Source organism: Halomonas sp. H5 (genome assembly GCF_050613175.1).
Lineage (GTDB): Bacteria > Pseudomonadota > Gammaproteobacteria > Pseudomonadales > Halomonadaceae > Bisbaumannia > Bisbaumannia salifodinae.
In genome coordinates, this window is sequence record NZ_CP192510.1 from 4,129,323 (window position 1) to 4,142,006 (window position 12,684).

Annotated in this window: 10 protein-coding genes; 2 read left to right on the top strand and 8 right to left on the bottom strand. The window is 68.2% G+C overall.

All coding sequences use genetic code 11. The features are described 5' to 3' along the window. Positions 1 to 3: 3 nt before the first annotated feature. The 4 genes from pstB to ACQ1W9_RS19115 form a co-directional block, all read right to left on the bottom strand. Entirely contained in the window at positions 4 to 825 is an 822-nt protein-coding gene (gene pstB / locus ACQ1W9_RS19100) for a phosphate ABC transporter ATP-binding protein PstB (RefSeq protein WP_431024711.1), read from the bottom strand. An 8-nt stretch (positions 826 to 833) separates the two neighbouring features. Beyond that, positions 834 to 2,399, bottom strand: coding sequence for a phosphate ABC transporter permease PstA (gene pstA, locus ACQ1W9_RS19105; protein ID WP_431024712.1), 1,566 nt, complete (start codon positions 2,397 to 2,399; stop codon positions 834 to 836). Beyond that, positions 2,396 to 3,523: an ABC transporter permease subunit gene (locus tag ACQ1W9_RS19110; RefSeq protein ID WP_431026471.1), complete on the bottom strand. Its 1,128-nt coding sequence runs from the start codon at positions 3,521 to 3,523 to the stop codon at positions 2,396 to 2,398. The genes pstA and ACQ1W9_RS19110 overlap by 4 nt, the downstream gene beginning before the upstream one ends. Before the next feature lie 765 nt (positions 3,524 to 4,288). Next, a complete protein-coding gene (locus ACQ1W9_RS19115; protein ID WP_431024713.1) occupies positions 4,289 to 5,245 on the bottom strand; it encodes a PstS family phosphate ABC transporter substrate-binding protein in 957 nt (318 codons plus the stop codon). A gap of 137 nt (positions 5,246 to 5,382) precedes the next feature. Here ACQ1W9_RS19115 and ACQ1W9_RS19120 point away from each other — a divergent pair, with 137 nt between their 5' ends. Next, entirely contained in the window at positions 5,383 to 5,787 is a 405-nt protein-coding gene (locus ACQ1W9_RS19120; protein ID WP_195861151.1) for an acyl-CoA thioesterase, read from the top strand. Positions 5,788 to 6,022: 235 nt separating this feature from the next. Here ACQ1W9_RS19120 and ACQ1W9_RS19125 read toward each other — a convergent pair whose 3' ends face one another. The 3 genes from ACQ1W9_RS19125 to hexR form a co-directional block, all read right to left on the bottom strand. Next, complete coding sequence (locus ACQ1W9_RS19125) at positions 6,023 to 7,111, bottom strand: TRAP transporter substrate-binding protein (protein ID WP_431024714.1); 1,089 nt, start codon at positions 7,109 to 7,111, stop codon at positions 6,023 to 6,025. 413 nt (positions 7,112 to 7,524) lie between these two features. Then, positions 7,525 to 9,732, bottom strand: a complete 2,208-nt coding sequence (uvrD, locus tag ACQ1W9_RS19130) for a DNA helicase II (RefSeq protein WP_431024715.1) — start codon at positions 9,730 to 9,732, stop codon at positions 7,525 to 7,527. A 205-nt stretch (positions 9,733 to 9,937) separates the two neighbouring features. Further along, the gene (gene hexR, locus ACQ1W9_RS19135) at positions 9,938 to 10,801 is read right to left on the bottom strand and encodes a transcriptional regulator HexR (RefSeq protein ID WP_431024716.1); all 864 of its coding nucleotides are present in this window, start codon (positions 10,799 to 10,801) and stop codon (positions 9,938 to 9,940) included. 206 nt (positions 10,802 to 11,007) lie between these two features. Here hexR and ACQ1W9_RS19140 point away from each other — a divergent pair, with 206 nt between their 5' ends. Then, entirely contained in the window at positions 11,008 to 11,205 is a 198-nt protein-coding gene (locus ACQ1W9_RS19140; protein WP_346060808.1) for a PA3496 family putative envelope integrity protein, read from the top strand. A gap of 67 nt (positions 11,206 to 11,272) precedes the next feature. On the opposite strand, the gene ACQ1W9_RS19145 is transcribed toward ACQ1W9_RS19140, so the two are convergent. After that, the gene (locus ACQ1W9_RS19145) at positions 11,273 to 12,616 is read right to left on the bottom strand and encodes a sodium-dependent transporter (RefSeq protein WP_346060809.1); all 1,344 of its coding nucleotides are present in this window, start codon (positions 12,614 to 12,616) and stop codon (positions 11,273 to 11,275) included. Positions 12,617 to 12,684: the final 68 nt, after the last annotated feature.

Here is a 12,684-nt window from a genome sequence, read left to right on the forward strand (position 1 = left end):
GGATCAGCTCATCCGGCCGGTGATGTAGTCTTCGGTGCGGGTCAGCCGCGGATTGGTGAACAGGTCATCGGTGGCGGCATACTCCACCAGCTCACCGCCCTCCAGGAAGGCGGTGTAGTCGGAGACCCGGGCCGCCTGCTGCATGTTATGGGTGACCAGGATCACCGAGAGCCGCGACTTGAGGTTGCGGATCAGCTCCTCGATCTTCAGCGAGGAGATCGGATCCAGGGCCGAGGCGGGCTCGTCGAGCAGCAGCACCTCCGGCTGCACCGCCAGGGTCCGGGCGATCACCAGGCGCTGCTGCTGGCCCCCCGAGAGGGTCCAGGCGGAGTCGTGAAGGCGATCCTTGACCTCGTCCCAGAGGGCCGCGGAGACCAGGGCCCATTCGATGATCTCGTCGCGGCGGCGCTTTTTCAGCGGCGCCTGGAGTCGCAGCCCGAAGGCCACGTTCTCGTAGATCGACATGGGGAAGGGATTGGGGGTCTGGAAGACCATCCCCACCCGGCGACGCAGCTGCGCCACCGCCACCCCGGGCCCGTGGATATCCTCCCCCTCCAGCAGCACCCGCCCGTTCTGGGTGACCTCGTCGTTGAGGTCATGCAGCCGATTGAGGACCCGCAGCAGGGTCGACTTGCCGCAGCCCGAGGGACCGATAAAGGCGGTGACGCTGTGTCGCGGCACCCGCAGCGACAGCCCCTGGAGCGCCGGCTGGCCGCCATAACGCAGGGAGAGATCATCGATCTCCAGGCAGCTCCGGGCCGCGGGGATCTCGATCACCGCCGACCGGGTGCCCCCGGCCGCCTGGGAAAACAGGGTCTCGCTCATGGGTCGACTCATCGGGACCGCAGCGCCGCATGCCGCGCCCGTAGATGATGGCGCAGTAATATTGCAGTCAGGTTAAGCACCAGGATCACTCCTACCAGCAGCAGCGCCGTGGCGTAGACCAGCGGCAGGGCCGCCTCCACGTCGCCGCTATGAAAACCGACATCGAAGACATGGTAGCCCAGATGCATGAACTTCCGTTCCAGGTGCAGGTAGGGGAAGTCCCCATCCACCGGCACCTGGGGCGCCAGCTTGGCCACCCCCACCAGCATCAGCGGCGCCACCTCGCCGGCGGCCCGGGCGATGGCCAGGATCACCCCGGTGAGCATGGCCGGCATCGCCATGGGCAGGATCACCCGGCGCAGCATCTCGGCGCGGGTGGCGCCGAGGGCCAGGGCCGCCTCGCGCTGCTGGGCGGGGATCCGCGCCAGCCCCTCCTCGGTGGCCACGATCACCACCGGCAGGGTCAGCAGGGCCAGGGTCAGGGAGGCCCACAGCAGGCCACCGGTACCGAAGGTGGGCGACGGCAGGCTGTCGGCGAAGAGCCAGTCGTCGAGGCGGCCGCCGATACCATAGACGAAGACGCCGAGGCCGAAGACGCCGTAGACGATGGAGGGCACCCCGGCCAGGTTGCGCACCGCGATGCGTACCCAGCCGGTCAGCCGCCCCTGGGGCGCCACCTCATGCAGGTAGACCGCCGCCAGGACCCCGAAGGGGGTCACCAGGGCCGACATCAAGAGCACCATCAGCACGGTGCCGAAGATCGCCGGCCAGACGCCGCCGGCGGTATTGGCCGCCCTGGGTCCCTCGGAGAGGAAGTGCCAGAGGTTGGCCCCCCAGGCCGCCAGTTTCTCCGGCGGCGACATGGCGTTGGGGCGCCAGGCGGCCAGCATGCTCTCCAGGGGCACGATGAGGTGCTCGCCGGCGGCGCTCTCCACCACCAGGGCATCCCGGGTCATGGCCGCCTGCAGCTCGCCGACCCGCGCCTGGGCCTCGGTCAGCCGCGCCCGGGCCTCGGCGTCGTCATGGCCCGCCGCCAGGCGCCGGGCCAGGGGCGCGATCACCTCGCGGCGCAGGGCGTCGCGCTCGGCACGCAGCGACAGGACCCGTTCGAGGCGGGCCGCAAAGGCCGCCCATAGCGGCGCCTCGGTCAGTCGCCGCCCCGCCTCCTCCAGGGCCTGCGGACGCACGATCAGCTCGCCCCAGCGCTGGCGCTCGATCACCGCCCAGTCATCGGGACGCTCGCGGCGAGCGATGCTCGTCACCTCGACCCAGCGCCAGGCCTCGCCGTCCAGGTCACGATTGCCGGTGCGGTAGAGGCGCTCGCGCAGGGGGCTGCCCTGCAGGGTCTGGCGGCGCTCCTCGCGCACCGGCTGACCGGCCAGCTGGCGGCCATCGTCGAGGGTCACCAGCTCCACCGGCGCCGGCCAGAAGTGGCCCAGGCCGCGCCCCGCCAGCAGCAGCAAGAGGGCCGCCAGCATCAACAGCGACAGGGCCAGGCTGCCGGCGGCCAGCCAGGGCCAGGGTCCCTCGCCCCGGGGCAGGCCGGCGCGGCCCGACAAGCGGAGGCGCCTCATCGTCCGGCCCCCAGTTGGCGATAGCGACGCTTGAGGCGCCGGCGCACCAGCTCCGCCAGGGTGTTGACGGCGAAGGTGAAGAGAAACAGCAGCAGGGCGCTGAACAGCAGCACCCGGTAGTGGGTGCCGCCGGGCACCGCCTCGGGCAGTTCGATGGCCAGGTTGGCGGCGAAGGAGCGCATGCCCTCCAGGGGGCTGACGCTCATCAGGGCGGTATTGCCGGTGGCCATCAGCACGATCATGGTCTCGCCCACGGCGCGCCCGGCGCCGATCATCACCGCCGAGAAGACCCCCGGCCCGGCGGCGGGCAGCAGCACCTTCCACAGGGTCTGCCAGCGGGTGGCGCCCAGGGCCTGGGCACCCTCGCCGAGGCTCGCCGGCACCCCGGAGAGGGCGTCCTCGGCCAGGGCGAAGATGGAGGGAATCACCGCGAAGCCCATGGCCAGGCCGACGATCAGGGCGTTGCGCTGGTCATAGCCGAGCCCCAGGGAGGCCTCCAGCCAGCCGCGCAGGTCGCCGTCGAACAGCGCCGCCTCCAGCCAGGGCGAGGCCCACAGGGCCAGGGCGATCCATAGCGCCAGCCAGGGCATCAGCCACAGGCCCGCCCAGCCCAGCGGCAGGCATCCCCGCCATGCCGCCGGCAGCCGCGTCCAGAGCCCCCCCGCCAGCAGCATGACCAGCGGCAGCAGGACGATCAGCGCCAGGCCGCCGGCCAGGTGGCGCTCGACGAAGGGCGCCAACACCAGGCCGGCGACGAAGCCGATCACCACGCCGGGCAACGCCTCCATCAACTCCAGGGTCGGCTTGATCCGCTCACGCAGCCGCCGGGGCAGGTAACAGGCGGAGAAAAAGGCCGCCCCCAGGGCCAGGGGAACCGCCAGCAGCAGGGCATAGGCCGCCGCCTTGAGGGTACCCCAAGCCAGCGGCGCCAGGCCGTACTTGGGCTCATCGAGGCTGCCCTCGCCGGCGCTCTGCCAGCGCTGCTGGGGGGCGGCGTGGCCCTCGTAGGGCTGGGGCAGCCAGAGGGTACGCCAGCTGATCTCGGCATGGGGGGCGTCGATGGCCAGGCGTTGGACGCCGCCTGCATCGCGCCACAGCAGGCCCCCCTCGGCATCGAAGCCCAGGGCCTCGCCGCCGGGCGCCTCGCCCCGCCAACGCCGCCCGGCCAGGGACTCGAACAGGCTTAGCCCCGCCGCATCGCGGGCCAGGAAGAGCCGCGATTCGGGCAGGGTCCAGAGGGCCTGGATGACCGGGCCCCGATCTCGGTACTCCGTCGCCAGGTGCAGCCAGGGTGGCGCCGCCTCCACCGTCCAGCGGCGCAGGCCACCGGCATCGTCGGCGACGACCAGGCTACGCCCCCCGGCCAGGGCCGCCAGAGCGGTGATGCGGCGCTCGGGCTCCACCACCGGCAGGCGCGCCAGCCGTCGCGGGGCCTCACCGTCCAACGCCAGGATCGTCAGCCGATGCCCCTCGGCCAGCCACAGTCGCTCGCCCAGGACCTGGGGCTGCGCATGGGACAGGGCATAGGGCAGATGGGCCGCCCGCCGATCCTGCAGCCAGGCCTCGAGCCCGGCAGGCAGCGGCGCCTCGAGGGGATAAGCCACCTCGACGCCGGGCGTCGCCGGCTCGCTGGCCACCCGCGGAGAGGAGAACAACGGCCAGGCGGCCATCACCAGGAAGACGCCGATGGCCAGCACGGCGACGATCACCCCGATGCCGCAGGCGCTGATCAGCAGGGTCGCCAGGCGATCCCGGACCTGGCGCCAGCGCTGGCGCAAGCGCACGGCGGGCGAGGAGTAGTCGATCATGGCCGGGGCCCGTGGGAAGAAAGAGAAGACATGGCGATAGCGTGACTCTAGGTCAGAATCATGACAATTGGATGACAGCGCTTAATGGCCCGGCTCCAGGCCGAGGCGGCGGCGAATCTCCGTCAGGCGACCCGGCGGCAGGGCCACGAAGCCCAGCTCCTCGACGATGGCCTGTCCTTCGGCGGAGAGCACCAACTCGACGAAGGCCCGCTCCAGGGGGGGCCAGGGCTCGCCGGGGGCCAAATTGAGGTAGAGGTAGAGGGGCCGGCTCAGGGGATAATCGCCGGCCAGGGCCGCCTCGGCGGTGGGCCGCACCGCCCCGCCATCGTCCCCCACCAGGCCCAGGGCCCGCACCCCTGGGGTCAGGTAACCCAGGCCGGCGTAGCCGATGCCCCGGGGATCATTGGCCACCGCCGCCACCACCGCCGCCGAGCCCATGAGTTCCCCCACGTCGAGGCGGAAGTCACCGCCGCACAGGGCCAGGCGGCGCACCACCCCATGGCTGCCGGAGGCACTGTTGCGGCCATAGCGGCTGATGCCGCCCGACAGCGTCGGGCGCAACTCGTCCCAGCGCTCCAGGGGAGCGGCGCCCCCGCAGCGCCGGGTGTCGGAGAAGATGGCATCCAGCTGGGCCAGGCTCAGGGCCTCGACGGGGTTGTCGCGGTGCACGAAGAACGCCAGGGCATCCATGGCCACCGGCACGGCCAGGGGCGGATAACCGTGGGCGGCGATAAAGGCCGCCCGCTCCGACTCGGACATGGGCCGCGACATGGGGCCCAGGCGGCTGGTGCCCGCCACCAGGGCCGGCGGCGCCGTGGAGGAGCCGCTGGCCTGTAGCTGCAGGCGTACCCCGGGATGCCGGGCCTCCAGGGCCTCGCCCCAGCGCAGCATCAGGCTGGCCAGGGTCTCGGAGCCGATGGAGTGGAGGGGCCCGGCGATGGGGGGGCTCGCCTGCAGCGGCGCGGCGGCCAGCCAGGCCAGCAGCATCAGCCATCCCGGCAAGGGACGATGACGAAGGAGTCGACGAGCGAGTGGCATGGCAAGATTCCCCGAGCGGCCTGGGTATCACGGCTGGCGCGACGCCCTGTCACGGATGGTGGTTAAGGAGCGGACAGGCGTTTAAGATGCCTGTTCAATGAGTCTCGAACAACAATGCCGGCGATCCGTGATACCCCATGACCGATCTCGATGATGTTCCCGCCCCCCAGGGGCAGTTGACCCTCAAGCTGCTGGCCTCGCGCCAGGATACCAACCTCTATGGCGATATTCCCGGCGGCTGGCTGGTCAGTCATATGGACCAGGCCGCCGAACTGGCCGCCGGCCGGGTGGCCCATGGCCGCACCGCCACCGTGGCCATCGAGGCCATGGACTTCCTGTGCCCGGTGCGCGTCGGCTCGGTGGTCAATATCTTCACCGAGGTGCGGGAGATCGGCCGCAGCTCCATCAAGATCGACGTGGAGGTGTGGAGTCGGCCGCCCCAGGAGCGCGACCCCGACGAGCTGCACAAGGTCACCGAGGCACGTTTCGTGATGGTGGCCCTGGACGACAACGGCCGGATTCGCGCCGTGCCCGAGGCCTAGCGTCCCCTCCTAACGCCACTGGGCGCCCACGGGCGCCCAGTGGCTCTCGATACCGCCCGCCGCCACCCTAGGTGGTCACGGCATCGCGGCTTTTGGGGTTCCGGAGAGGGGCGAGCTCCCCCGCATCGATGGTGGCGTGCCCCCCCCGCGCCACCACTGATTCAGGACGTTACCGCATCGCGGCTCTTGGGGGTCTGGAGAGAGGCGAACTCCCCCCTCTCCAACCACCGGCCACTCAAGATGTCACGGCGTCGCGGCTTTTCAGGTAGGCGAATTCCCCCACGTCGGTAAAGCCCCGCACCAGCCGCTGGAAGGCCTGATAGGACTCGTAGACCCGCGCCGACTCGGGGTCGGACTCCGTCTGCCGTGCCAGCACCTCTCGGGACGACTCGTGGAGCGCCGCCATCACGTCCTCGGGGAAGGTGCGCAGTTCGACGCCGTGCTCGTCCACCAGGGTCTGCAGGGCCTGGGCATTGCGGAAGGTGAACTCGTCGATCATCGCCAGGTTGGCGGAGCGGGCCGCCTCGACCACCACCGCCTTGAGGTCATCCGGCAGGGCGTTCCAGGCATCCAGGTTGACGGTGCCCTCGAGTACCGCGCTGGGCTCGTTCCAGACCGAGGTATAGTAGTAATCGGCCACCTGGTAGAGGCCGAAGGCCATGTCGTTGTAGGGGCCCACCCAGTCGGCGGCGTCCAGCACCCCGGTCTGCATGGAGGTGAAGATCTCCGAGCCCGGCATATTGACGGCGGTGGCGCCGATGCCGTTCATGGCCTCGCCGGCCAGCCCCGGCAGGCGGATACGCAGGCCGCGCATGTCCTCCAGGGAGTTGATCTCGCGCTTGAACCAGCCGGCCATCTGGGTACCGGTATTGCCTACCGCGAAGGGCTTGAGGTTGTGTCCGGCATAGACCTCGTCCCATAACTCCTGGCCACCGCCATGGTAGAGCCAGGCATTGGTCTCGGTGGTATTCATGCCGAAGGGCACGGCGGTGAAGAACTGGGAAGCGGCGACCTTGCCGCGCCAGTAATAGGACGCCGAGTGGCCCATCTCGGCGGTACCGGCGGCCACCGCATCGAAGACCTCCAGGGCCGGGACCAGCTCGCCGGCCCCATAGACCTGGACCCGCATGCGGCCGCCGGAGAGGGTCTCGATGCGCTGGGCGAAGTCGTTGGCACCGGTGCCGAGGGCCGGGAAGTTCTTCGGCCAGGAGGTGACCATGCGCCAGGTAATGGGCTCCTGGGCGTTGGCGGTGGAGACGAAGGGGGCGGCCACGGCCCCCGCAGCGCCGGCGCCCAGGGCGCCGAGGAATTGACGTCGTTGCATGACGGGCATGACTCCATTGAGCGTTATTGTTTTTCCGGCGCGGGGCTCGCCCGGCGGAAAAGTGTCCGTCACGCAGTATGCTTAGCAGGGTTAGCGACGGCAAGCCTGGCCGCCAACGTCATTGACGTTAGCGTCAAGTGGTGAAATATACCGGCCAGGGCTAACACCGCTGGAATCGCTGAGGGGCGCTGGGGGCAGGTCGGAGCGGGGGTTTTTTGCCAGGGGTGAGGAGCATGACTCTGAACGGGCTGGCCAGGGATGGCCAGCACCGGCCCTGCTAGCGGAGCAGGATGCGAGAGCGAAGCAGGGCAAAAGTAGCGCCCAGGGAGGGGGTCACAGCGCCCCGCGACACCTGCCCCCAGGGTAGCCCCTGGCCACAAAGCTAACTGCGATAACCCTGGCATGCCGGCGAACTATAGCGGCGTTAGCTTGGCAAAGCCCAGCACCAGCCACTTGTCGCCCTCGCCCTCGAAGCTCACCTGCACCCGGGCCCGCTGCCCCTCGCCCTCGGCGTTGATGATCACCCCATCGCCGAACAGCGGATGGCTGACCCGCTGCCCCAGGGAGAGGCTGGGCAGGTCATCGCCGCCGTTGACGCCCTCCTGGCGGGCCGCCGCGGGCATCGGCCGGCCAGCGGTAACCGGCCGCGAGATCTGGCCGCGCAGGCGTACCTCCTCCAGCAGCGCCTCGGGCAGCTCGCGCAGGAAACGGGAGGGACGCTGGAAGGTCTCCTTGCCGTGCAGGCGGCGCAGCTCCGCATAGGTGAGGTAGAGCTTGTGCATGGCCCGGGTCAGGCCCACGTAGCAGAGGCGCCGCTCCTCCTCCAGGCGCCCCGGCTCCTCCAGGGACATCTTGTGGGGGAAGAGCCCCTCCTCGACCCCGGCGACGAAGACCACCGGGAACTCCAGCCCCTTGGCGGAGTGCAGGGTCATCAGTTGCACGCAGTCCTCGAATTCGTCCGCCTCGTGGTCGCCGGCATCCAGGGCCGCCTCGGCCAGGAAGGGCTCCAGGGCCGCGGCCCCCTCGCCCACCTCCACCTCGGCCAGGGGCGTGCCCTGGGTAAAGGCGCGGGCGGCGGTGACCAGCTCCTCCAGGTTCTCGACCCGGGCCTGGCCCTTCTCGCCCTTCTCGCTGCGGTGGTGCTCCAGCAGCCCCGACTGGCTCACCACATGGTCGATGATCTCGTGGAGCATCAGCGCCGCGGTGTCGTGATCGAGGCGCTCGACCAGCTCGGCGAAGGCCTGCACCGCATTGGCGGCGCGTCCCTTGAGCCGGCCCTGGGCCAAACAGTCGTGGAGCGCCTGCCACAGGGAGCTATTGTCCTCCCGGGCCCGCTCGCGGATCACCTCCACGGTGCGGGTGCCGATGCCTCGCGCAGGCACATTGATGACCCGCTCCAGGGAGGCGTCATCGTCGCGGTTGAGCAGCAGGCGCAGGTAGGCCAGGGCGTTCTTGATCTCCAGGCGCTCGTAGAAGCGATGGCCGCCATAGATGCGGTAGGGCATGCCCTGGCGGATCAGCGCCTCCTCCAGCACCCGGGACTGGGCATTGGAGCGGTAGAGGATGGCGATATCGCGGCGGTTGATGCCCTCGTCCACCTTCTCCTTGATGGTGTCGACGATGAAACGCGCCTCGTCCAGGTCATTGAAGCCGGCATAGACGGAGATCGGCTCGCCCTCGGCGCCATCGGTCCATAGCTCCTTGCCCATGCGCCCGCTGTTGTGGCTGATCAGCGCATTGGCGGCATCCAGGATGGCGCTGGTGGAGCGGTAGTTCTGCTCCAGGCGCACCGTCCGGGTGTCGGTGAACTCGGTCTCGAAGCGGCGGATATTCTCGACCCGGGCGCCGCGCCAGCCATAGATCGACTGGTCGTCGTCGCCCACCACCGTCATCGGCGTGCGCTGGCCGCTGAGCAGCTTGAGCCAGGCGTATTGCAGGGTATTGGTGTCCTGGAACTCGTCGACCAGCACATGGGCGAAACGTGCCTGGTAGTGGGCCAGCAGCGCCGGGGTATCGCGCAGCAGCTCCAGGCTGCGCAGCAGCAGCTCGCCGAAGTCCACCAGGCCGCCCCGCTCGCAGGTCAACTGATAGCGCTCGTAGAGCTCCACCATCTGGCTCATGTAGGCGTCGCCATGGGCATCCACCTGATGGGGACGCAGCCCCTCCTCCTTGCAGCCGGAGATAAAGTACTGCACTTGGCGGGGCGGGAAGCGCTCGTCGTCGATCCGGTGATCCTTGAGCAGGCGCTTGATCAGGCGCAGCTGATCATCGCTGTCGATGATCTGGAAGTGCTGGGGCAGGCGGGCGTCCTGCCAGTGGGTGCGCAGCAGGCGATGGGCGATGGAGTGGAAGGTGCCCACCCACATATGGCGCAGCGACAGGCCCAGCAGGGCCTCCAGGCGGGTGCGCATCTCCCGGGCTGCCTTGTTGGTGAAGGTCACCGCCAGGATGGCATAGGGAGAGAGCCCCTCGGTCTGCAGCAGCCAGGCGATGCGATGCACCAGCACCCGGGTCTTGCCGGAACCGGCCCCGGCCAGCACCAGCATATTGCCCTGGGGGGCGCTGACGGCCTCGCGCTGGGCGGGATTGAGGTGGTCGAGAATCGCCGTGACGTCATCCATAGGGGCAGGCACTTGCTGGTCGAAAAATGGGCGACCAGCTTAGCATAAGCCCCAGCCGGGTCTTAGGCTCTGTACGAAAACTGTCTGCGCTCGCCCATACGGCGTTAAAAATCGGCTCAAAGTACTCATTTACACCGCGTAAACTCCGTCGTTTCGTCGATTTTTGCCTTGTCTGGCCATCGCTCGCCGACTTTTCGTACAAAACCTAGGGCTTCTCGTCTTCTTCCGGGTAGCGCAGCGGGACCAGGCTCTTCTTCACCGACTTGAGCTGTTCGGCGAGCTTGGGCCCGCGGGTCTTGGCCACCCCCACCGCCAGCACATCCACCAGCACCAGATGGGCGATCCGCGAGCTCAACGGGGTATAGATCTCGGTGTCCTCGTGGACATCGATATAGAGCGGCAGGCTCACCTCGTCGGCTAGCGGCGAGCCACTGGGGCACAGGCCGATCACGGTGGCGCCGGCCTCCCGTGCCAGGCGGACGCTGGCCACCAGGGCGCGCGTGCGGCCGGTCTGGGAGATGGCCACCACCACGTCGCCCTTGCCCAGGGTCACCGCCGACATGTTCTGCATATGCGGATCGGTATAGGCCGAGGTGGAGATCTGCAGGCGGAAGAACTTGTGCTGGGCATCGAAGGCCACGGCGCCGGAGGCACCGAAGCCGTAGAACTCCACCCGGTTGGCCATGGCCAGGGCATTGATGGCCTGGTTGAGGGCCTCGATATCCAGGCGGTCGCGTACCGAGAGCAGGGTGCCCACGGTGGAATCGAAGATGTTATGGGAAAATTCGGCGACGCTGTCGCTGTCGTTCATGGAGAACTGGGCAAACTGGCTGCCGGTGGCCAGCATCTGGGCCAGCTTGAGCTTGAAGTCCTGGAAACCATTGCAGCCCAGGGCCCGACAGAAGCGCACCACGGTGGGTTCGCTGACCTTGGCCTCGGTGGCCAGGTCGACGATGCGCATATGGATCACTTCTTCGGGATTGCGCAGCACAAAGCGGGCCACTTTCTGCTCGGAGCGACGAAAGTGCTCCATGCGACCTCTTAACTCATCGAATAGGGCGCGGCTCACGGTTCGCTCCTCGTTCTTTCGTTATCGTCAGGGACCCGACGGGGCGTCCGCTCAGTATGCCCAGCCCGGGGCCGGGCTGTCAGCACCGGAATGTCGGCGCTTGACATCAACGGCCGATCTGGGTCATCAAATTGTCAAGTAGGTTATAGTAAGAGAAGCAGTGTCGACACTTTTGTTGCTTGCGTCCTCTGCAGGAGAACCGACTCATGCGCGATATGGAACGGCTATCCACGCTTCGTAATGAACTGCTCGATATCTTCATGAGCATGGAGAACGACGAACACCAGCAGCGCCAGAAGAGCGCCGCCGTGCGCCATCTGCGGGCCCGTCGCGGCATCGAGCTGCATGGCGAATTCAAGCGTCTCGAACAGGAGATCAGCGACCTCGACGACGCCTTGCAGTAGCCCAGAATGCAGCGAGCCCCGGGGTCACCGGGGCTCGCCAAAGGGAGGTCGTCTTATCGCCGCCGGCCTAGATCAGCCCGGTGATAAAGACGATGACCACCCCCACCGGCGCGATAAAACGCGCGCTGGCATGCCACAGGGTCGCGGCGGTACCGCCGATACCCAACTCCTTCTCGACGCTGGTGCGATCCAGGCACCAGGCCACGAAGACCACCGCGCCCAGCCCGGTCAGGGGCAGCAGGATCTTGCTGGTGAAGGTATCCAGCAGGTCGAAGACGTTGAGCCCGAACAGCACCGGCACATCCCAGACATTGAACGACAGCAGGGCGGCGATGCCCAGGGCCCAGACCGCCACGGCGCTGACCAGGGTCGCGGCGACCCGGGACAGCGGGGTACGCTCTTCCATCAGCTCCACCACCGGCTCCAGCAGGGAGATGGCCGAGGTCAGGGCGGCGAAGGTCAGCAGCAGGAAGAACATCAGGCCGATAATCATGCCGCCGCCCATATTGCCGAAGGCCAGGGGCAGGGTGACGAAGATCAGGCCGGGCCCCTCGCCGGGGCTGAGGCCGTTGGCGAAGACGATGGGGAAGATCGCCATGCCGGCGATCAGGGCCACCACGGTGTCGAGGATGATCACGGTGCGGGCGGTGCCGATCAGGTTGACGTCCTCGCCCAGGTAGGAGCCGTAGGCCATCATGATGCCCATGCCCAGCGACAGGGTGAAGAAGGCCTGACCCATGGCGGCCAGTACCACGCCACCATCGAGGGCACTCCAGTCGGGGCTGAACATAAAGGCCAAGGCCTCACCGAAGTGCCCGGTGGTCATGCCATAGCCCACCAGCAGCAGCAGCAGGATAAACAGGGCCGGCATCAGGGTGCGCACCGCGCTCTCGAGGCCCTTGGTGACGCCGCGGGCGACGATCCACACCACCAGCGCCATAAAGGCGGTATGCCACAGCAGCAGTAAGCCGGGGTTGCTCAGTAGGCCGCCGAAGATAGCGCCAATGCCATCGGCGTCCTGGCCGCTGAAGGCGCCGGTCACCGAGCTCAGGGTATAGGAGAGCGACCAGCCGCCGATCACGCTATAGAAGGAGAGGATCAGGAAGGCCGCCAGCACGCCGCTGAAGCCCACCAGCATCCAGGCGCCGGGCTGCCCCCGCTCCCGGGCCAGTTCGGCCATGGCATTGATGGGGTTCTTCTGGCCACGCCGGCCGATCAGCCACTCGGCGACCAGGATGGGGAGCCCGATCACCGCCACACAGATCAGGTAGACCAGGACGAAGGCGGCCCCGCCGCTATCGCCCACCATATAAGAGAAGCGCCAGATATTGCCCAGGCCGACGGCGGAGCCGGTGGCGGCCAGGATAAAGGCCATCTTCGATGACCATTGTGCATGGGATAGTTTCGACATGATTCACCCTGATTGTGCGTGTCGTTATCGATCGGTCGGATGCGATAACGGCTTGTGCTTATTGTTGC